The following is a 20,551-nucleotide window of genomic DNA, read 5'->3' as shown; positions in this document are numbered from 1 at the left end:
GGTGGCGAACCCGCCGGACTGGCTGGGGCCGGTGATCGACGCGGTGCGCACTCCCGGGCCGGTCCCGTTCCTGGTGCCCCGGGCGGACGACGCCGAGCAACTGCGCGAGGCCGCGGTCCTCGTGTTGTTCGGCGAAGGGCCGACCGGCCCCGACGTCCTCTTACTGCAACGCGCGGCCGACCTGAGGGCGCACGCCGGCCAGCCGGCCTTTCCCGGCGGCCGGATCGACCCGACCGACGACGGACCGGTCGACGCCGCGCTCCGCGAGGCGCATGAGGAGACCGGCCTCGACCCCGCAGGGGTGGTCGTCATCGGCACGCTGCCCGAGCTGTGGATCCCCCCGAGCGGCAACGTGGTCACACCGGTGGTCGGCTGGTGGCGTAAAGCGAGCGAGGTCGGCGCGGTCGACCCGGCCGAGGTGGAGGCGGTCGCGCGGGTGCCGATCAGCGAGCTGGTCGACCCCGCGAACCGCCTGATGGTGCGGCTTCCGATCGGGAAGGACTCGCCGGCCTTCCGGGTGGCCGGCATGCTCGTGTGGGGCTTCACGGCCGGCGTGCTCAGCTGGTTGCTCGCCCTCACCGGCTGGGAACGTGAGTGGGACCGCTCTGTGGTCGAGCCGATGCCAGGAACGCGTTCCTGATGGACGGGCTCGACGTCGTACTCATCGTGGTCTGCATCGGCTTCGCGATCAGCGGCTACCGGCAGGGCTTCATCATCGGCTTCCTGTCCTTCGTCGGCTTCATCGGCGGGGGCGTGCTGGGCGCGAGGTACGCCAGCGACCTGCACTCGCACTTCTCGCTCGGGCTCGATGCCGCGTTCTACGGCCTGTTGGTGGTTCTGCTCGGTGCGATGGTCGGCCAGCTGCTGGCGACCCTGCTCGGCGCGGCGTTGCGCCGCGAGATGACCTGGCGGCCGCTGCGGATGGCGGACTCCCTGGCCGGCGGAGTCGTGAGCGTGCTGTCGGTCCTGCTGGTGGCGTGGCTGCTCGGCGCCGCGATCGCCAACACCAGCGCCGGCGGCGTCTCGCGCGAGGTGCGCAACTCCAGCGTGCTGGAAGGTGTCGACAAGCTGGTCCCGTCAGTGGCGAACACCTGGTTCGCGTCGTTCCGGCGGTTGCTCGACCAGGACCTGGACCGCAACGGCTTTCCGCCGGTCTTCGGCGGCATCGGGTCGATCGACGTCGCCCCGGTGTCACCACCCGACCCGAAGCTGGCCCACAGCCGCGCCGTGGTCGACGCGCAACCCGACGTCGTCAAGGTCACCGGCATCGCGGACTCGTGCAGCCGGGCGCTCGAGGGCAGCGGGTTTCTCTACGGGCCGAACCGCGTGATGACCAACGCGCATGTCGTGGCCGGCGTCGGTTCGCCCAAGGTCATCACCGCGGACGGTCGGCAGCTGTCCGCAACCGTTGTGCTCTATGACCCGGAACGCGATGTCGCCGTACTCGACGTACCCGGGCTGAACGGTACGCCGCTGTCGTTCGCCGGCCCGGTCGGGCGCGGCAAGAGCGCCATCGTGCTGGGCTATCCCGAGAACGGGCCGTTCACCGCGAGGGCGGCGCGGGTCCGCGGCGTGCAGGACGCCCGCGGGCCCGACATCTACCAGGATCGCGAGGTCACGCGGCAGATCTACTCGCTGTACTCGACCGTGCTGCCGGGCAACTCGGGCGGCCCGTTGATCACCCCGGCGGGCCGGGTTGCCGGCGTCGTGTTCGCGGCGGCCGTCGGTGATCCGCGGACCGGCTACGCCCTCACCGCGCACGAGGTTGCGCCGGATGCGGTGTCGGGTCTGCGCGCACACACCCAGGTCTCGACCGAGGGCTGCGACTGACCCGGATGCGGCGCCCGTCCAGGTGCTTGCTATAGTTAGCACCAGGAAACCTCAACAATGGCAACGAAGGAGGCGAGCATGACCCGCGTCACGGTCACCCGCCGCGTGGTTGCCGACCCGCCCGGCGTCGCGCTGCTGCTCGCCGAGCCGCAGCCTTGGGCGGATGCCGGTTACTCCTGGCGGGTGCAGCCACCCACCCGCGACGGTGACCAGTTCACCGCCGAGCTGCACGTGACTGACCCGGCCCACCGGTCGCTGGCCGGCGACATCACCGTCACGCCGTCCGACGTCACCGGCTGCGAGCTCCGGCTCGTGGTCGACGCGCCGAACCGCGCGGCGGCCCGGCGACTCGAGCGGTCCGCAGCGGCATTCCTCGACGCGCTCGGCGTGCGCGCCCGCGAACGCTCCGCCGCGGCCTAGCCAACGGTGCCGGGAGCACCGCCCGGCCGCGTCAACCGCGGGAGCACCTCCAGCGCAGCGGCGTCCGCGGCGGTCGAGGCCGCCCACGAACGCAAGCCGTCGACGTCCACGTCGTACGGCGAGCTGCCGGCAAACCCGGCGAGGCTCTCGGCCGCACGGTCGAGCAGCGCCCGCGCGCCGGCCTGGTTGCCGCGCAGGCCGTGGGTTACGCCCACCGCGAGCTGCGCAAGCCCGCGCCACAAGCCGCGCTCCTCGCCGGCGGTGCCGGGGGCCTTCCAGACCGCTTCGAGGACCTCGTGTGCGGTGAATGGCGCGCCCGCGTCGAGCAGCTGCTGGGCCTTTACCAGCGCCTCGGCCGGCGGCAGCGCGGGCTCGTCTTCGGCCTCGGCGCTCCCGGCGGATCGGGCGAGTGGGCGGCCGAGCCGGTCGCGGACCCGCGCGTTGCGTGGGCGTCCGGTGGCGTCCCGGTCGCGCCGCTCCGAGGGCCCGCTCAGCCCTTGCACCAGCGCAACAGCTCGCCGGTGACCAGCTCGGGCACCTCTTCTTGCGGGAAGTGCCCGACCCCCTCGACCAGCCGCCACTCGTAGTCGGCGGCGACATAGCGGCCGGAGCCCTGCGCGGTTCGGGGTAGCGCTGCCCGGTCGAGGGCCCCATGCAGCTGCAGGGTCGGTACGTCGATCGGAGTCCGCATCGCCCGGCGGTAGCGATGGCCATCGGTTCGCGTAGTGGAGCGGGCCGCCCAGCGGTAGTACTCCAGCGCGCGGTTCGGGGTGTAGAGGATCTGCATCGCATCCCGGTATCGGCGCTCGGCCTGCGGGTCCGGGTAGCGCGGGCCGCCCCACTCGCGCAGCAGTGCGGCCACATTGGCGGCGTCGTCTGCGACCAGCCAGCGCTCCGGCGCCCAGGGCAGCTGGAAGCGCGCGACGTGCCGGCTCGCGGCCCGCTGGTCGCGGTCGTGGCGCAAGGCCTGCGCCCAGCGCAGCGGGTGCGGGCTCGCGCAGATCACGATGCGACGCGCGACCGTGGGGTGCAACGCGGCAACCGACCAGGCCAGGTGGCCGCCCCAGTCCTGGCCGACGATCACCGCATCGCGCTCGCCGAGCGCCCGCACCATGCCCGCCACGTCGGCGGCGAGGGTGGGTGCGTCGTACCCGCGGGGTGGCTTGTCGCTCGCGGCGTACCCGCGCAGGTCGGGAGCGACGGCCCGGTAACCGGCATCGGCGAGGCCGACCATCTGGTCGCGCCAGGTCCACCAGAACTGCGGAAACCCGTGCAAGAGCAACACCAGCGGCCCGGTGCCCGCCTCCGCGACATGGAAGCGCACCCCGTTCGCCGTGATGTGCCGATGCGTCCACGGCCCGTCGATGAGGACGGCGGAGTCGTCGACCAGCCGGCGGTTGCTCATCCCGGCGTCGGGGTGGACTTCTTCCGCGGGTGGCGGATCGAGGCAATCGAGAGCTTCACCGTTCGCTGAGTGCGCTTGGGACCGCTCAGTCCTTTCATACGCAGGACGCCCAGCCCGGCCAGGATCGCGGCGACCAGCCCGAACACCCCGGCCATGCACAGAAAGCCTGCCCAGACGCCGATGTTCAGGCCGGCCGCGAAGCCGAACCCGCCGGCGAACGCGGCGAGGACGAGGGTGAAGATCCCGAACACCCCGGCCCCGCTGAGTAAACCGGCGCCGACACCGACCTTTGCGGCCTGCGCGCTCAGCTCGGTCTTGGCGAGCTCGATCTCCTGATGGATGAGCAGCGACATGTCCCGGGTCGCGGTCGCGAACAGCTCCCCGAGGGACTGCTCGTCGACCGGCGTTCCGTTGCCGCCATAGGTACGGGTTGACGCCACCTTGCCTCCTGACCTCTGTTGCCGATCCGTCGACTCGACGGCTATCCGTCCCGCCGTGCGTGGCTTCGCGCAGCATGCCACCCGGCCGCGGCAGCGACCACTGCGGCTCCGGCCACCCCGACCGCGACCGAGCGGCGAGGCGCGGGCACCGTCGGGAACCGCGACCGCAGCGGCACCGGGTGCGCGAACGTCAGCACCGGCCAATCCCTCACCGCGGCCTCGCGCCGAAGGGCCCGGTCCGGGTTGACGGCGTACGGATGCCCGACTGCCTCGAGCATGGGTACGTCGGTGTGCGAGTCGCTGTAGGCGTAGCAATCGCCGAGCTCCCAGCCGTTGCGCGCGGCGAGCTCACGCATGGCGTCCGCCTTGAAGGAGCCGAACGCGTAGAAGGCGAGCGAGCCGGTGTAGCGACCGGCCTCGACCACCATCCGGCTGGCGATCACCTGGTCGGCACCGAGCATCTCGCCGATCGGGCCGACGACCTCCTCGCCGCTGCTCGAGACGATCACCACCGCCCGCCCGGCCGCATGATGGTCCTCGATCAGGGCAACGGCTTCGTCGTAGACCAGCGGGTCGATCAGCTCGCTCAGCGCGCCTGCGATCACGGACCGCACCTGTTCGGCGTCCCAGCCGGTCATCGTCGCCGCCAGCCCGTCGCGCAGGCGGTCCATCCGGTCGGCGTCGACTCCGCCGAGGTGGTAGACCAGCCGCGCATAAGCGCCTTTCGCCATCGACCGGCGGGTGATCAGACCCGCTTCCCGGAAGGCCCGGCCCAGCGCCAGCGTGCTCGACGTCGCGATGATCGTCTTGTCGAGGTCGAAGAATGCGGCGGCATCCGACACGGGGCCCAGGGTAGAGGCCGGATCGCTCGCGTCCGGACCGTCGGTGGTTGGCGGAGCCGGACACCGAGAGCGGTACGCCGGACAAGGGACGGCCCCCGCTGGGGGGGATAGCGGGGGCCGTCGCAAGGCCCAACTCCGGGGGGTTGAGTCGAGCCAGTCCGTGGGTCATCTGCAGTTGACAGTTGATTCTGTTCCCTCGACCGGCTCAGGCAAACCCTTTGGCAAAGAAACTTTCGGTGTCGCTGGCGGTCGAACGGCGCATGGGCGACTTATCCCCAGATTGTCGGGCACTATGCGGCGTCCACCACCCGGGTAACCGGGGGTGCGCGGGCCGGTCCGGACCGCCATCGTCGCCGTCATGCCCGCCGCCGCAACCGTTCTCGTGGCCTGCGAACGGGACGACCTGCGGGCCGCCGTCGGCCGGCTGGTGACGGCGGCGGGTCTGGCCGCCACGATGCCCGTCGCCGCGGGTCGCGCCGCGCTGCTGAGCCCCGCCGCGTGGCGATCGGCCGCGGCGGTGATCGTCGGCCCGGACCGGTTGGGGGAACTGGCCGCCGCCGCCCTGCCTCGGCGCAGCGGCGTGCTGGTGGCGGCGCTCGAGCGGCTCGACGAGGCGGGTTGGCGCGCGGCGGTGGCGATCGGCGCGGAAGCCGTGCTGACGCTGCCCGCCGACGAGCGGCGGCTGGTCGAGCTGCTCTGCGGCGCGGCCGAGCCGCCCGCGCGGCAGGGTGCGGTGATCGCGGTGGTCGGCGGCTCCGGCGGGGCGGGCGCCTCGACGCTCGCGGCCGCGGTGGGCATCGCCGCCGCGCGTGCCGCCCCTGCGCTGCTGATCGATGCCGACCCGTACGGCGGGGGCCTCGACGTCCTGCTCGCCGCCGAGGACCGCCCGGGGGTCCGATGGGCGGACCTGGCGAGCGCGCGCGGCCGGCTGCACCCCGAGCGGTTGGGTGCGGCGCTGGTCGACCTCGACCGGCTCCGGCTGCTGTCCTTCGGCCGTACCCCGCTGGCCGATCTGCCCGCGGGAGCGGCGGCGGCGGTGTTGAGTGCGGGCCGGCGCGGGTTCGACCGCACCGTGGTCGATCTGCCGCGCCGCTTCGATCCCGGCAGCACGTTGCTCGCCGGATCCGCCGACTTGGTGGTGATCGTGGTGGTCAACCGGGTGCGCGCCGTCGCCGCCGCTGCGGTCCTTGCACGCGCGCTTGCGAGCGCCGAGGCGAGGTTGTGCTTGGCGGTCCGGATCAGCTCGCGCGGCCAGCTGTCGGTCCGGGACGTGACGGGTGCGGTTTCGCCGCCCGCGGTTGCGGTGCTGCGCGACGAGCCGGCGGTAGCCGCAGCCGCCGAGCAGGGGCGGCTGCCGATCGGGCGGTCGCGCGGATCGCTGGCGCAAGCCGCCGAGGCCGTGCTGGCCGCCGCCACCGAGGTACCAGCGGGGGCGACCGCGTGACCGGCTTTTCGGACGGTGCGCCCGACCTCGCCGGATCGCTCGGTGGCGACTGGGGCGGCAGTGTCCCGCTCGAACCGCTGCTGTCGGACGAGACGGTCACTGATCTGCTCGTGAACGGTCCGGGCCCGATCTGGGTGGATCGCGGTGCCGGTCTGGTGCCCACGTCCGTCGTCGTCCCGGACGAGGCGACCGCGCGGCGCCTGGCCGTCCGGCTCGTGGTGGCCGGGGGCCGGCGCCTCGACGACGCGGCGCCCTATGCCGATGCGCGCCTGCCCGACGGCGTACGAGTGCACGCTGTTCTGCCGCCGATCGCGCCGGGAGGGACGCACATCTGCCTTCGCGTGCCGCCGCGTCGTACCTTCGCGCTGGACGAGCTGGTGGCCCGCCGGTCGCTTCCGACCGAGGCCGCCGATCTGTTGCGGCGCCTGGTCGCCGCTCGCCTGGCCTTTCTCGTCACCGGAGGCACCGGCAGCGGGAAGACGACGGTGCTCTCGACCTTGCTGTCGTTGGTCGATCCCACCGAGCGATTGGTCATCGTCGAGGACGCCGCCGAGCTGCGGCCGCACCATCCGCATGTGGTTCGGCTGGAGGCGCGACCGGCGAACGCGGAGGGAGCAGGCGCGGTCGGCCTCGACGTCCTGGTCCGGCAGGCGCTGCGGATGCGGCCGGACCGGCTGGTCGTCGGCGAGGTGCGTGGGACCGAGGTGCTCGACCTGCTGTCGGCGCTCAACACGGGTCACGACGGGGGATGCGGCACGATCCACGCCAACCGGCCGGAGCACCTGCCGGCGCGGATCGAGTCGTTGTGCGCGCGCGCCGGGGTTCCGCGCGCGGCCGCGCACAGCCTGCTTGTCGCCGCGGTCGACGCCGTCGTCCACCTCGTCCGCCGCCGGGACGGCGGGCGGCGAGTGGCCGCGATCGCCGTCCTCTCCGCCGATTCGAGCGGTGCCGCTGAGGTGGTCCCGGCGTACCGGTTCGGATCGGATCACGTCGTCGCCGGCCCCGGTGCGCCGGCCTTCGACCGTCGGGTGGCCGAGCCGTGCTGAGTGTCGCGACCGCTGCCCTGGCCGCGTCGGCCATGGTCGTCGCCTGGGGTCGGTCGCGAGCCGGGCCCCGGCTGGCGCGGCTGCGGGCGAACGGTTCCGGCGCGGCCAACCGCATCAGCATCGCGGTTGCCGCGGCTGCGGTCGGCGTTCTCGCGGCGGCGAGCGACCCGTCGCCGGTGGTTCTCGTGTCGGGCATCGCGGGTGCTGCGCTGGCGGCCCGGTCGCTGCGCAGCGCCCGGCGCAGGTCGGCGGCCGCGGCGAGGCGCGCTGCGGTGGTCGAGGTGACGTTCGCGCTCGCGGCCGAGCTGCGCGCCGGCCGAACTCCGGCCGAGGCGCTGGGCGCAGTGGCGACCGGGTCCGGTCCGCTTCGGGACGACCTTCTCGCCGCGTCGAACGCAGCGGCACGGGGTGGCGACGCGTCTCGTGAGCTGGGCCGGTCACAAGCCCTCGAGGGTGCCGAGGCCATGCGCTACCTCGCCGCTGCATGGTCGGTCGCCGAGACCGTGGGCGGCCGGGTCGCCGGTGTGCTCGACCGGCTCGGGACCGCGCTGGAGGCGGATGACGAGCTGCGTCGCGAGCTCGATGCAGCGTTGGCCGGCCCGCGGGCGACGATGCTCCTGCTGGCCGCGCTTCCGGCGTTCGGGCTCGTGCTCGGCGACGCCGTGGGCGCGCAGCCGCTCGGGTTCCTGCTGCACCGCCCGCTGGGCTGGGGATTGTTGGGCGCGGCGGTGCTCCTCGATGCCGCCGGCGTGGCCGCCATGTCCGCGATCGCCCGGCTCGCGCTGCGCGCGTGATCCTGCTCGCCGGCCTGTGCGCGGGGCTCGCGATGGCTGCGCTCGCGACGTCGACACCTGACGCGCGCCGTCGGCTGCGGTCGGTGGCGGCGCTCCCCGTCGAGCCGACGTCCCGCCCGAGCCCTCGGGGGCCGGTGGCGGTTGCCGTGGTCGTCGTTGCCGCGCTCGGCGGCGGCGCGACGTTCGGACTGCTCGGCCTGCTCGCCGGCACAACCATGGCGGCCGCGGCGCTCATCCTGCGCCCGCGCGCGACCCCGACGGCCACCGACCCTGCCGAGCTCGCGATGGCCGTCGACCTGCTGGCCGGCTGCGTCGCCGCCGGCGCGTCCGTCGCGGACGGGCTGGACGCGGTCACGATCGCCGCCGGACCTGCATTGGCTGCACACTGCCGATCGGTCGCGAGCGCCTTGCGGGCAGGTACGCCGGTGGCCGAGGCCTGGGCCCCATGGCTGGTCGACCCGGTGCGGTCGCCGATCGCGCGCTCGATGATCCGCTCCGGCGCGAGCGGCGCCGCAATCGCGGACGAGCTGCAGCGCGCGGCAGAGCGGCTGCGGGCCCGCCGCCGTGCGCGGGCGCAGCAGCAGGTGCGGCGGGCATCCGTGTGGCTCGTGCTCCCGCTGGGCCTGTGCTTCTTACCGGCGTTCGTCCTCGTCGCCGTCGTGCCGCTCGTCATCGGCTTGGTCCCGTCGCTGCACTAGCCGGTGCACTCCAGGCGCTGCGCTCAGCCGCCGTACTGAGTCGCTGCCCACACCCGGACCGGCCGGCGCGGCCGTGCACAGCCGGCCGGAATCGCGCCGCGGCGCCGGCCCGGACGGCGACGCTCGGATCGTCCCGGCGCGCGCCGGGGTCCGCACCGGCCGGCCGCCGGTCGAAGGGAGTGCGCGATGCGTGGACTGCTGGCCTGGCTGCGCAGCCGGGCGGAGAGCGCGGCGGACGCCGGCATGACGACCGCTGAGTACGCCGTGGGCACGGTCGCGGCCTGTGGCTTCGGCGCCTTGTTGTTCAAGGTGCTGACCAGCGGCTTCGCCACGAACCTGCTCGAGAGCATCATCTCTCGGGCGCTGCACCTGGGCTTGTGACTACTCGGCTCGGTCGGATCCGGCCGGCGACGGCCGGGCCGGCCGTGCCGCCCGCGCCGGACCCGCGCGACCGCGAGGCCGGCATGGTGACGGCAGAGTTCGCGGTCGCGTTGCCGGCGTTCGTCGTGACGACCCTCGCGGCAGTCGGGCTGCTCGTCGTCGTGTTGGCGCAGTTGCGCTGCAGCGACGCCGCCGCCATCGCCGCTCGCCTGGCAGCCCGCGGCGAACAGGCGGCGGCGGTACGTGCGATCGCGCTGCAGGCCGCACCCGGCGGCGCGACGCTGACGACGTCGGCCGTGGACGGGGTCGTCACGGGCACCGTCGCGGCGACCGTTTCCATTCCGGGGCTCGGCCGCTTGGTGCCGGGGATCACCGTGCGGGCAAGCGTGTCCGACCCGGCCGAGCCGGCCAGCGCGGGCGCGGCGCCATGAGGTCCGACGACGACGGCTTCGCCACCATCTGGGTGATGATCGCGATGGTGATCGTCGGCCTCATGGCCGCGGTCGCGGGTGGCGTCGGAGTGGTTGCGGTGACTGGCGAGCGGGCGCGCTCCGCCGCGGATGCGAGCGCGTTGGCGGTCGCCTTGCATGTCGTCGCGGGCCCCACGGCTGCGTGTGCGATCGGCGCCCGGCTCGCACACGAGAACGACGCGGTGCTGCGCGAGTGCCGGCTCAGCGACGCCGACGCCACTGTGCAGGTGGCCGTCCCGTTGCCCGGACCACTCGCCGGGTTCGGGCCGGCGATCGCGGTCGCCAGAGCCGGGCCCGTGAGCGAGGGTCCGTCAAGCGGCGGCGTCGGCGGCCTCAGCCCCAGCACTCGGCGATGACGGCGGTGAGCAACCGCACCGCGGCGGCCTTTTCGAGCGGTTCGTTGCCGTTGCCACACTTCGGGGACTGGACGCACGACGGGCAACCGGCCTCACACTCGCAGGCGGTGATCGCGTCCCGCGTGGCGGTGAGCCACTGCTCGGCTCGGTCGAACGCCCGCTCCGCGAAGCCGGCTCCGCCGGCCTGCCCGTCGTAGACGAACACCGTCGCCAGGCCGGTGTCGGGATGGAACTCGGTCGACACCCCGCCGACGTCCCAGCGGTCGCAGGTTGCGACCAAGGGCAGCAGCCCGATCGAGGCGTGCTCCGCTGCGTGCGCCGCGCCCGGCACCTGGGCAGGCTCGATCGCCGCCTGTTCGAGCAGCCCCGATGTGACGGTCCACCAGGTTGCGACCGTGCGGAGCTGGCGCGGCGGCAGGTCGAGCGCGACCTCGCCCAGCACCTCGCCGGTGCCCACCCGCCGTCGCAGGAACGAGACGACCTGCTGGGTCACGTCGACGACCCCGACCTGCACGGTGACCGCTCCGTGGTCGACGCCGCGGCTGGTCGAGACGATCGAGATGTCCGTCCGGTCTCGGGCCCAGGTCGACCAGTCCGGGTTGTCCGCCTCGACCAACGCCACGCACTCGGCGAGGTCGAGGTCGCGAACCAGGAACGACTGCCCCTGGTGCAGGTAGACCGCGCCGGTGTGCACGGTCGCGTGCGAGGCGGCGGCATCGACGGTGCCGACCAGCCGGCCGGTGCCGGCCTCGCAGATCCTGACCGGCTCGCCGCCCGTGCCGCGCAGGTCGGCCAGCGCGCTGGCCCGGTCACGACGGGTCCAGAACCACCCGGTCGGCCGGCGCCGCAGCAGCCCGGCGCCGACCAGCTCCTGCACTGCGGCCGGGGCGGTCGGGCCGAAGCCGGCCAGGTCCGCCTCGACCAGTGGCAGCTCAGCGGCCGCCGCGGCCAGGTGCGGCGTGACGACGTACGGGTTGTCGGGGTCCAGGACGGCGGCTTCGACCGGCTGGCCGAAAATCGCGTCCGGGTGGTGCACCAGGTAGGTGTCCAGCGGATCGTCGCGCGCGATCAGTACGGCGAGCGCGTGGCCGCCTCCGCGCCCGGCCCGGCCGGCTTGCTGCCAGAGCGAGGCCCGCGTGCCGGGCCAGCCGGCAATGACGACGGCGTCCAGCCCGCTGACGTCCACGCCCAGCTCGAGCGCGTTCGTGCTTGCCATTCCGATGATCGTGCCGTCGTGCAGCGCACGTTCGAGCTCGCGCCGGTCCTCCGGCAGGTAGCCCGCGCGGTAGGCCGCGACCCGCTCGGTCAGCTCCGGCGCGGCATCCTGCAGCGCGCGGCGGGCACCGAGCGCGATCGACTCGGCGCCGCGCCTCGACCGGATGAAGGCGAGGGTCCGGATGTCGCTGATCACGAGGTCGGCCAGCAGGTCGGCAGCCTCGGCGGTAACGCTGCGCCGGACCGGCGCGCCGTGCTCCCCGGCCAGCTCCGACAGCGGCGGCTCCCACAGCGCGATGTCGATGGCGGCGCGCGGCGAGCCGTCCTCCACGACCTCGCAGACGTCGATTCCCAGCAGCGCTCGCGCCGTCGTCGCGGGGTCCGAGACAGTGGCGGAGGCCAGGACGAACACTGGGTCGGCGCCGTAGTGCGCGGCGATCCGGCGGAGCCGGCGAAGAACCTGCGCGACGTGCGAGCCGAACACGCCCCGGTAGCCGTGGCACTCGTCGAGCACCACGAAGCGCAGCCGCTTGAAAAAGGAGGACCATCGCACGTGCCCGGGTAGCAGCGAATGGTGCGCCATGTCCGGGTTGGTGAGCACTACCTCCGCGTGCCGGCGCGCCCAGTCGCGCTCCTCGATTCCGGTGTCCCCGTCGTAGGTCGCGATGCGCAGCTGGTCGAGCCCGAGCTCGCCTACGGCGCGCAGCTGGTCGGCCGCCAGCGCCTTCGTGGGCGCGAGATAGAGGGTCGAGCCACCTCCGCGAAGGGCCGCGGAGAGCGCCGGAAGCTGGTAGGCGAGGGACTTGCCGGATGCGGTGCCGGTGGCCACCACCACCGATCGCCCGGTCCAGGCCAGCTCGGCGGCCTGCGCCTGATGCGTCCACGGCCGGTCGACCCCCGCAGCGCGAAGCGCGGCCACGAGCTCGGGAGCCGCCCAGGCCGGCCAGTCGGCCACCCGGGCCGAACGGGCCGCGAGCCGCTCGACGTGGGTGATCCGCTCGCGCTGCGAGGGGCGGCGCAGCAGCCAGTCCAGGGGCGAGCCCGGGGCGAGCGCGAGGTCGGTCACCCGTTCGGCCCCCGGCGCTCGAACCGGCCGCTCCGGCGGGCGGTCGGCGAGCCAAGATCAGCGATCACTGTTAAGAGTCTGCCAGCGGGGTAGGACTGCGCACGCCCTGCGCATTCGGGAAACGGCGCAGCGTGATGGTTTGATGGGAGGGGACCGTGAATCGAGGCGTGAGCTTCCGCTGGAGGAACGCGTGGACCTAACACTCTCCACGAAGGTCGAGGGTGACCGCACCGTCGTCGGGGTCGGTGGCGAGATCGACGTCTATACGGCGCCGAAGCTTCGCGAGCACCTGATCGACCTCGTGTCCGGCGGCAGCTACCACCTGATCATCGACATGGAGAACGTCGACTTCCTGGACTCGACCGGGCTGGGCGTGCTCGTCGGTGGTCTCAAGCGGGTCCGCTCGCACGAGGGCTCGCTGCACCTGGTGTGCACCCAGGACCGCATCCTGAAGATCTTCCGGATCACCGGCCTCACCAAGGTCTTCCCGATCCACGAGTCCGTGGACGACGCACTCGCCGCTGCCCCCGAGTAGCTCGAGCTCCACGATGGCCACGGTGGACGTGACGTTCACGCCCCTGCCCGCCCACGTGCGTACGGCGCGCCTGGTCGCGCTGGCGATGGCCCGGAGGGTCGGTGTGGCCGAGGACACCCTCGACGAGGTCCGGCTCGCGGTCGGCGAGGCGTGCTCGCGCGCGGTCGGAGTCCACACCAACCGGGCTCCGGAGACACCCGTGCGGATGCGGCTGTGCGACGACGACAGCCGGTTCACCGTCGAGGTCACGGACGTGGGTCCGCTCGAGGACGACCCGGAGCCGGGCTTGTCCTCTCTCGATGCCGCGCGGCTTGCGGCCACGGTCGGCACCGACGGCTCGCTGGACGCGCTCCCGCCCGGGTTCGGCCTGGTGGTCATCGGCGGACTGGTCGAAGAGGTCCTCGTCACCAGCGACCCTGCGGGTACGCACGTGACGATGGCCTGGCCGATCTCCCGGACCGGCAACGGCGGCGGCTGATCGCGGTCCGTTCGGGTGGAACGCATGAGAACGCGCTTCCCGACTACACTCGGCGCGCTATAACAGCCTGCGCGGCCACCTGCCTGCTCCGGGGTGGGTTTCCCTGTCGCCAACGCCGTCGACCAGAAGGACCCTGATGTCCCCGCTCGCCCTGCACGCGCCGATCGCCGAGGTATCCCGGACGCTCGCCGACAATCCCGCATCGTTGTCCGGCAACGACCACGGCATCGTGGCCGTGATCGCGGTGATCGCGGTGCTCGCGCTCGGTGTGTCCGCCTTCTTCGCGCGCGAGGTGCTCGCGTTCGACCAGGGCACCCCTCGGATGCAGGACATCTCGAAGGCGGTCCAGGAAGGCGCGAGCGCGTACCTGCGGCGCCAGTTCACGACCCTTGCGCCGTTCGCGGTGGTCATCTTCGGCTTGCTCTTCATCCTGCCCGCGGACACGACCGGTTCGCGGATCGGCCGCTCACTGTTCTTCCTGGTCGGCGCGACGTTCTCGGCGTTCGTCGGGTTCTGCGGGATGACTCTCGCGACCCGAGCGAACGTTCGTACGGCGGCGGCCGCCCGATCCAGCGGCGCGAAGGCGGCGACCCGGGTGGCGTTCCGGTCCGGCGGAACGGTCGGCATGCTGACCGTCGGCCTCGGTCTGCTCGGCGCAAGCGTCGTCACCCTCATCTTCAACAGTCACGCACCGCAGGTGCTCGAGGGCTTCGGGTTCGGCGCCGCCCTGCTCGCAATGTTCATGCGGGTCGGCGGCGGCATCTTCACCAAGGCCGCGGACGTGGGCGCCGACCTCGTCGGCAAGGTGGAGCAGGGCATCCCCGAGGACGACCCGCGCAACGCCGCAACGATCGCGGACAACGTCGGCGACAACGTCGGCGACTGCGCAGGCATGGCCGCGGACCTGTTCGAGTCCTATGCGGTGACGCTGGTCGCCTCCCTGCTGCTCGGCCAGGTCGCGTTCGGGCGTGACGGCCTCGTGCTGCCGCTGCTGATCCCGGCGGTCGGCGTCATCACCGCGGTGCTGGGCGTGTTCGTGACCGCCCCCCGCGACGGAGACCGCACCGGTCTCACCGCGATCAACCGCGGGTTCTTCATCTCCGCGATCGCGGCCGCGATCGGCGTCGCGATCGTGACCTTCGTCTTCCTGCCCTCGTCCTACGCGAAGTTCGGTGTCGGCGGCGGCGAGGCCGACGTCGTCAACCTGTCCGGCAACCCGCGTGTCATGGCGTTCCTCGCCGTACTGGTCGGCCTCGTCCTCGCGAGCGCGATCCAGATCCTCACCGGCTACTTCACCGAGGTCGAGCGGCGTCCGGTTCGAGACATCGGCAAGGCGTCGCTGACCGGGCCGGCCACGGTGATCCTCGGCGGGGTCTCGGTCGGGCTCGAGTCCGCGGTCTACTCAGCGGTCCTGATCGGCGGCGCTGTGTACGTCGCCTTCCTGCTCGGCCATGGCGTCGTCGTGCTGTCGCTGTTCGCGGTTGCCCTTGCCGGCACCGGCCTGCTGACGACCGTCGGCGTGATCGTCGCGATGGACACGTTCGGCCCGATCTCGGACAACGCGCAGGGCGTTGCCGAGATGTCCGGCGACGTCACCGGCGAGGGCGCCGAGGTGCTCACGGCGCTGGACGCGGTCGGCAACACGACGAAGGCCATCACGAAGGGCATCGCGATCGCGACCGCGGTGCTGGCCGCGACTGCGTTGTTCGGTTCGTTCGCGACCGCGGTCAACGCGGTCAAGGTGCAGCAGTCGTCAACGTTCGCGTTCTCGCTGTCGATCGACAAGCCCAACGTGCTCTTCGGCCTGATCATCGGTGCTTCGGTCGTGTTCCTCTTCTCCGGGCTCGCGATCAGCGCGGTCGCGCGCGCGGCCGGGCGGGTCGTGATCGAGGTACGCGAGCAGTTCCGCAACTTCCCGGGGATCATGGACGGCAGCGTCCGGCCGGACTACGCCCGTGTCGTCGACATCTGCACCAAGGACTCGCTGCGCGAGCTCGCCACGCCGGGGTTGCTCGCCGTCCTGGCACCGATCGCCACCGGGTTCTGGCTCGGCTGGGAGCCGCTCGGCGCCTATCTCGCCGGAGCGATCGCGGCCGGCGTTCTGATGGCGATCTTCTTGGCCAACTCGGGCGGCGCCTGGGACAACGCGAAGAAGCTGGTCGAGGACGGGAACTACGGCGGCAAGGGCTCGGAGGCGCATGCCGCGACGGTCATCGGCGACACGGTCGGAGATCCGTTCAAGGACACCGCCGGACCCGCGCTCAACCCGCTGATCAAGGTCATGAACCTGGTCTCGTTGCTGATCGCGCCCACGGTGGTCAAGTACGGCATCCACGGCCCGCACCAGAACAACGCGATCCGGATCGTCGTCGGCATCGTCGCGCTGGGTGGGATCGTCGCGGCGGTGGTCGTGAGCAAGCGGCGCCAGGTCGACATGAGCAGCTCGCCGGCCGAACCCGCCCAGCCGGCCGCCGTCTGACCGGCGATCGTCGCGTCCGCGACCGAATCCCGGCCGGTACGCCGTAGGACTGGCGTCATGGCGGACGACCAGCGACAGCTCTCGCTGTTCGGTGCGAGCGCCCGGCCGCCCGGCCTCGACGATCTCGAGGGCCTGTTGGCCGGCAACGGCCAGCTCGCCCGGCGCGCCGACGCGGCGCGAATTTCCGTGGTGGTCGCGGACGGATGGCGCGCTGCCGTCCTGGAAGGCGAGCTCGCCGCCGCGTTCGGTATGACCGCTCAGCGCACGTCGACCGAGCTCGGCGTCGCGATCGCGACGCCGTGGTTGCCAGGCCTGCGGCCGCTCGCCGACGCGTGGGCGCGGGGCGCGGTCAAGCACCCGCCCGCCGGATGGCTGCTCGACGGCCCCCGGTTGCGCTGGTGGTGCCTCGCTGCAGGGCGGTCGGCGCCGGGCATGTATACCCTTGCGCTCGGCGCGAGCGATGAGCACGCCTGGCTCTCCGTCGGTTCGGCCCTCGCCGTTGCGGGAGTTCCGGGGGTGCTCGTGGGTCCTCGTGCCGACGGTCCGGCGTACCGCATCGTGGGCCGGCGGCGGCTGGCCCGGTTGCTCGAGCTGGTCGGTGACCGGCCGGCCGGCGTGCCGGACGATGCTTGGCCGGTCGTGCACGACCAGTGACAGCACCCAACGACGAAGGAACAGGTGTGGCCCGCGAGACTGACCCGGAATCAGCCGACGGCGACGGACGCCGCCGGCTGGTCATCGTCGAGTCGCCGGCCAAGGCGCGCACGATCGCGGGCTACCTCGGCGACGGCTACGTCGTCGAGTCCTCGATCGGGCACATTCGCGACCTGCCGGGTGGCGCCGGTGAGATGCCGAAGGAACAGAAGCACCTCTGGAAGACCTACGGCATCGACGTCAACCACGACTTCGCGCCGGTGTACGTCATCAACCCGGACAAGCGGCAGCAGGTGGCCAAGCTGCGCAGCGCGCTGAAGAGCGCCGACGAGCTGCTGCTCGCCACTGACGAGGACCGCGAGGGCGAGGCCATCGCCTGGCATCTGCGCGAGGTGCTCAAGCCGAGGGTCCCCGTGCATCGCATGGTGTTCCACGAGATCACGCCGTCCGCGATCCGTGATGCGGTCGCCAACCCGCGCGAGATCGACCGGGCGCTGGTCGATGCCCAGGAAACCCGGCGGATCGTCGACCGGCTCTACGGGTACGGCGTCTCGCCGGTGCTGTGGAAGAAGGTCATGCCGCGGCTGTCGGCCGGCCGCGTGCAGTCGGTCGCGACCAGGCTGCTGGTCGAGCGCGAGCGAGCGCGGATCCGCTTCCGCTCGGCGGACTACTGGGACCTGCTCGCGGAGTTCGACACCGGCACCGAGCCCGGGGTCGCCGGCGACCCGACGTCGTTCGAGGCCGGCCTGGTCTCGGTCGACGGCAAGCGCGTGGCGACCGGCCGGGACTTCGACGAGAGCGGTCGGCTCACCCGCGACGTCGTGCACCTGGCTGAGGCTGATGCGGTCGGCCTCGCCGACCGGCTCGCCGATAGCGACTTCGCCGTTCGCGGGGTGGACGAGCGGCCGTACCGTCGCTCGCCGTACCCGCCGTTCATGACGAGCACGCTGCAGCAGGAAGGCAGCCGCAAGCTGCGGCTCACCGCCCGGCTCGTGATGTCGCTCGCCCAGCGGCTGTACGAGAACGGCTACATCACCTATATGCGGACCGACTCCACGACGCTCTCCGAGACGGCGTTGACGGCGGCGCGCGCCCAAGCCAGGGAGCTCTACGGCGCGGAGTATGTCCCCGACGCGCCACGCCGCTACGAGCGCAAGGTGAAGAACGCGCAGGAGGCGCACGAGGCAATCCGGCCGGCCGGCGACACGTTCCGCACACCGGCATCGGTGCGCAGCGAGCTGAGCAACGACGAGTACCGCCTCTACGAGCTGATCTGGCAGCGGACGGTTGCATCGCAGATGGCGGACGCGGTTGGCCGGTCGGTGACGGTGCGCGTGGGTGCCCGCTCGTCCGGTGGCGAGGACGTCGAGTTCTCTGCCAGCGGCAAGGTCATCACGTTCCCCGGGTTCCTGCGCGCCTACGTCGAGGAGACCGAGGACGACGCCGCGGAACGGGACGATCGTGAGACCCGGTTGCCGCAGGTCGTGGAGGCACAGCCGCTGACGGCGAACCGCATCGAGCCGCAGTCGCACTCGACCTCACCGCCGGCGCGTTACACAGAGGCGAGCCTGGTGAAGGCACTGGAAGAGCTGGGCATCGGGCGGCCCTCGACGTACGCCTCCATCCTCTCGACGATCCAGGACCGCGGCTACGTCTTCAAGCGGGGTACGGCGCTGGTGCCGTCGTTCACGGCGTTCGCGGTCGTGGGACTGCTCGAGCAGTACTTCGCGCGGCTGGTGGACTATGGATTCACCGCCGCGATGGAGGACGATCTCGACGCGATCGCGAACGGATCCGAGCAGTCCGTGGAGTGGCTGTCGCGGTTCTACTTCGGTGACGACGGGTCGAGCGCGGATGACCCGCACGGGCTCAAGCAGCTGGTCGACGACCGCCTGGGCGAGATCGATGCGCGCGAGGTCAACTCGCTGCCGATCGGTGTCGCGGAGGACGGCGAGCCGGTGGTCGCGCGGGTCGGGCGCTACGGGCCATATGTGCAGAAGGGTGACCTGCGCGCCAGCATCCCGGACGACCTGCCGCCCGACGAGCTGACCGTCGAGCGAGCAGTGTCGTTGCTCGACAAGACCAGTGACGAGCGGCTGCTCGGGCAGCACCCCTCGACGAACGAGCCGATCCTCGTGCGCAGCGGTCGGTACGGCCCGTATGTCACGACCCAGCCGCTCGATGGTGGTGAGGTGCGCACCGCGTCCCTGTTCAAGGACATGTCGGTCGAGGGCGTGACCCTCGACGACGCGCTTGCGTTGCTGTCCCTCCCGCGGTCGCTGGGAGTCGACCCGGCCACCGGCGAGGAGATCACCGCGCAGAACGGTCGCTACGGTCCCTACGTCAAACGCGGTGCCGACTCGCGTTCTCTCGACAGCGAGCGCGCGCTGTTCACGGTCTCTCTCGACGATGCGCTCGCGTTGTTCGCCCAGCCCAAGGCCCGTGGCCGGCGGGCGGCGGCGGCACCGGTTCGCGAGGTCGGCGCCGACCCTTCGAGCGGTCGGCAGATGGTCGTACGCGAAGGCCGGTTCGGCCCCTACGTGACCGACGGCGAGACCAATGCCTCGCTGCGCAAGGGGGATGCGATCGACTCGCTCACCCTCGAACGCGCGGCCGAGCTGCTCGCCGAGCGGCGGGCCCGTGGGCCGGCACCGGCGAAGCGGGCCGGCAAGCGCGCGGCCGCACCCGCGGCCAAGAAGACCACCGCCAAAAAGACAGCGAGCAAGGCGGCGAAGAAGCCGGCCAAGAAGACCGCGCGAAAGACCGCGACGCGAGCACCGAAGAAGCTCGCGCCCTAGGCGCGCGCCGCGCCCCTGGGTGATCCGCGGACCGTCCCGATGCGTGCGGAAGGGTGACGCGGCGCGGGGAAACGCTCGGTACCATCGCCTCGCACGTTCCCTCAGGCAAGGAGTGGGGACATTCCCGGAGGCCGGCGGCTGATCCGCAACGGCGCGCACGTGCGCGACCTCAGCGAGGTCGCCGCCTCGCCGCCCCCCGAGACCGAGGTCCGCAACGTCCTCGCCATCAAGCCGTTCCGGCGGCTGTGGATCTCGCTGTCGCTGTCCAGCCTCGGCGACTGGCTCGGCTTCCTCGCGACCACGTCACTCGCCACCGAGCTGGTGCCGTCGTACTCGGAGAAGGCGTACGCCCTCGCCGGCGTGCTGTTCGTCCGGCTGCTGCCGGCGCTGGTGATCGGCCCGATCGCGGGCGCCTGGGCGGACCGGTTCAACCGGCGGGCGACCATGGTGGTCACGGACCTCGTGCGGTTCGCATTGTTCTTGTCGATCCCCCTCGAGCTGCATCTGTGGTGGCTGCTGGTCGCGTCGTTCTTGATCGAGTGCAACAGCCTGTTCTGGATCCCGGCGAAGGAAGCGTCGATCCCCAACCTCGTGCCTCGCAACCAGCTCGAGGCGGCCAACCAGCTCAACCTGGTGACGACGTACGGTTTCGGCGCGGTTGCGGCGGCCGTGTTCACCGCGCTTGCGTTCGTCAACCGCGTGCTTGCGCACAACCTGTCGTTCTTCCGCACCAACCCGGTGAACCTCGCGCTCTACATCGACGCGGCGACGTTCATGGTGTCCGCGATCACGATCCTCAACCTGCACCAGATCAACAGCGCGGCAGGAGACGACAAACGCCAGATCGGGCAGGGCGGCGAACAGGTCGGTTTCATCTCCTCAATCGTCCAAGGGCTTCGTTTCCTCGGCGGGCAGCGTTGGCTGAAGGGACTCGTGCTCGGCATCTGCGGTGCCACCGGCGCGGGTGCCGCCGTCATCGGGCTGTCCCAGCGCTTCGCCCATGACCTGCAAGGTGGCGACGCGGCGTACGGCACGCTGTTCGGCACCGTCTTCATCGGGCTCGCGGCCGGGATGTTCCTCGGGCCGCGGCTGATCGGTCCGTTCTCCCGTCGCCGGGTCGTGGGCCTGGCGATCACGGCGTGCGGCATCACTCTCGCGATCGACGCGATCGTTCCGAACCTGGCGTTGGCCATCGTCGCC

Annotated in this window: 21 protein-coding genes; 16 read left to right on the top strand and 5 right to left on the bottom strand. The window is 72.3% G+C overall.

Translation table 11 applies throughout. From position 1 onward, the window contains the following. Nucleotides 1-43: 43 nt before the first annotated feature. The 3 genes from VME70_14635 to VME70_14625 all read left to right on the top strand — a co-directional run bounded on the left by VME70_14635 (nt 44) and on the right by VME70_14625 (nt 2,250). The gene (locus tag VME70_14635) at nt 44-640 is read left to right on the top strand and encodes a CoA pyrophosphatase (protein HTW21436.1); all 597 of its coding nucleotides are present in this window, start codon (nt 44-46) and stop codon (nt 638-640) included. Continuing rightward, a complete protein-coding gene (locus VME70_14630; protein HTW21435.1) occupies nt 640-1,830 on the top strand; it encodes a MarP family serine protease in 1,191 nt (396 codons plus the stop codon). The genes VME70_14635 and VME70_14630 overlap by 1 nt, the downstream gene beginning before the upstream one ends. Before the next feature lie 78 nt (nt 1,831-1,908). Beyond that, nucleotides 1,909-2,250, top strand: a complete 342-nt coding sequence (locus VME70_14625) for a hypothetical protein (protein ID HTW21434.1) — start codon at nt 1,909-1,911, stop codon at nt 2,248-2,250. Here the strand turns inward: VME70_14625 and VME70_14620 are convergent. From VME70_14620 to VME70_14605, 4 genes are read right to left on the bottom strand one after another with little or no spacing between them, the layout of a single operon-like run. Continuing rightward, nucleotides 2,247-2,753 carry a DUF309 domain-containing protein gene (locus tag VME70_14620; GenBank protein HTW21433.1) on the bottom strand — a complete coding sequence of 169 codons (507 nt, stop codon included), beginning with the start codon at nt 2,751-2,753 and terminating at the stop codon, nt 2,247-2,249. The genes VME70_14625 and VME70_14620 overlap by 4 nt on opposite strands. Next, the gene (locus VME70_14615; GenBank protein HTW21432.1) at nt 2,741-3,655 is read right to left on the bottom strand and encodes an alpha/beta hydrolase; all 915 of its coding nucleotides are present in this window, start codon (nt 3,653-3,655) and stop codon (nt 2,741-2,743) included. Before VME70_14615 ends, VME70_14620 begins: the two co-directional genes overlap by 13 nt. Next, nucleotides 3,652-4,095: a phage holin family protein gene (locus tag VME70_14610; protein HTW21431.1), complete on the bottom strand. Its 444-nt coding sequence runs from the start codon at nt 4,093-4,095 to the stop codon at nt 3,652-3,654. The genes VME70_14615 and VME70_14610 overlap by 4 nt, the downstream gene beginning before the upstream one ends. Nucleotides 4,096-4,136: 41 nt before the next feature. Further along, entirely contained in the window at nt 4,137-4,937 is an 801-nt protein-coding gene (locus tag VME70_14605) for an HAD family hydrolase (GenBank protein ID HTW21430.1), read from the bottom strand. A 358-nt stretch (nt 4,938-5,295) separates the two neighbouring features. Here VME70_14605 and ssd point away from each other — a divergent pair, with 358 nt between their 5' ends. The 7 genes from ssd (at nt 5,296) to VME70_14570 (ending at nt 10,126) form a co-directional block, all read left to right on the top strand. Then, complete coding sequence (ssd, locus tag VME70_14600; protein ID HTW21429.1) at nt 5,296-6,381, top strand: septum site-determining protein Ssd; 1,086 nt, start codon at nt 5,296-5,298, stop codon at nt 6,379-6,381. After that, nucleotides 6,378-7,427, top strand: coding sequence for a TadA family conjugal transfer-associated ATPase (locus tag VME70_14595; GenBank protein HTW21428.1), 1,050 nt, complete (start codon nt 6,378-6,380; stop codon nt 7,425-7,427). Before ssd ends, VME70_14595 begins: the two co-directional genes overlap by 4 nt. Then, nucleotides 7,421-8,221, top strand: a complete 801-nt coding sequence (locus tag VME70_14590; GenBank protein ID HTW21427.1) for a type II secretion system F family protein — start codon at nt 7,421-7,423, stop codon at nt 8,219-8,221. Before VME70_14595 ends, VME70_14590 begins: the two co-directional genes overlap by 7 nt. Beyond that, nucleotides 8,218-8,919 (top strand): type II secretion system F family protein, encoded by a 702-nt coding sequence (locus VME70_14585; GenBank protein ID HTW21426.1) that lies wholly within the window; start codon nt 8,218-8,220, stop codon nt 8,917-8,919. Before VME70_14590 ends, VME70_14585 begins: the two co-directional genes overlap by 4 nt. A gap of 186 nt (nt 8,920-9,105) precedes the next feature. Further along, nucleotides 9,106-9,300, top strand: a complete 195-nt coding sequence (locus VME70_14580; protein ID HTW21425.1) for a DUF4244 domain-containing protein — start codon at nt 9,106-9,108, stop codon at nt 9,298-9,300. Next, the gene (locus tag VME70_14575; GenBank protein ID HTW21424.1) at nt 9,297-9,731 is read left to right on the top strand and encodes a TadE family type IV pilus minor pilin; all 435 of its coding nucleotides are present in this window, start codon (nt 9,297-9,299) and stop codon (nt 9,729-9,731) included. Before VME70_14580 ends, VME70_14575 begins: the two co-directional genes overlap by 4 nt. Then, a complete protein-coding gene (locus tag VME70_14570; protein ID HTW21423.1) occupies nt 9,728-10,126 on the top strand; it encodes an Rv3654c family TadE-like protein in 399 nt (132 codons plus the stop codon). The genes VME70_14575 and VME70_14570 overlap by 4 nt, the downstream gene beginning before the upstream one ends. Here VME70_14570 and VME70_14565 read toward each other — a convergent pair. Continuing rightward, complete coding sequence (locus tag VME70_14565; GenBank protein ID HTW21422.1) at nt 10,104-12,407, bottom strand: DEAD/DEAH box helicase; 2,304 nt, start codon at nt 12,405-12,407, stop codon at nt 10,104-10,106. The genes VME70_14570 and VME70_14565 overlap by 23 nt on opposite strands. 190 nt (nt 12,408-12,597) lie before the next feature. Here VME70_14565 and VME70_14560 point away from each other — a divergent pair, with 190 nt between their 5' ends. From VME70_14560 to VME70_14535, 6 genes are all read left to right on the top strand, one after another. Continuing rightward, a complete protein-coding gene (locus VME70_14560) occupies nt 12,598-12,942 on the top strand; it encodes an STAS domain-containing protein (protein ID HTW21421.1) in 345 nt (114 codons plus the stop codon). 22 nt (nt 12,943-12,964) lie between these two features. Continuing rightward, the gene (locus tag VME70_14555) at nt 12,965-13,420 is read left to right on the top strand and encodes an ATP-binding protein (GenBank protein ID HTW21420.1); all 456 of its coding nucleotides are present in this window, start codon (nt 12,965-12,967) and stop codon (nt 13,418-13,420) included. 136 nt (nt 13,421-13,556) lie between these two features. After that, nucleotides 13,557-15,899: a sodium-translocating pyrophosphatase gene (locus tag VME70_14550; protein ID HTW21419.1), complete on the top strand. Its 2,343-nt coding sequence runs from the start codon at nt 13,557-13,559 to the stop codon at nt 15,897-15,899. A gap of 57 nt (nt 15,900-15,956) precedes the next feature. Further along, a complete protein-coding gene (locus VME70_14545; GenBank protein HTW21418.1) occupies nt 15,957-16,553 on the top strand; it encodes a hypothetical protein in 597 nt (198 codons plus the stop codon). Between the two features lie 26 nt (nt 16,554-16,579). Beyond that, on the top strand, nt 16,580-19,351 hold the full coding sequence (gene topA / locus VME70_14540; protein ID HTW21417.1) for a type I DNA topoisomerase: 2,772 nt from the start codon (nt 16,580-16,582) through the stop codon (nt 19,349-19,351). Between the two features lie 159 nt (nt 19,352-19,510). Then, on the top strand, nt 19,511-20,551 hold a 1,041-nt coding region (locus VME70_14535; protein ID HTW21416.1), incomplete at its 3' end, for an MFS transporter.

The organism is Mycobacteriales bacterium (assembly GCA_035504215.1).
Classification (GTDB): domain Bacteria; phylum Actinomycetota; class Actinomycetes; order JAFAQI01; family JAFAQI01; genus DATAUK01.
The sequence above is the reverse complement of the archived record's forward strand: the minus strand, read 5'-3'. Positions and strand labels throughout refer to the sequence as shown.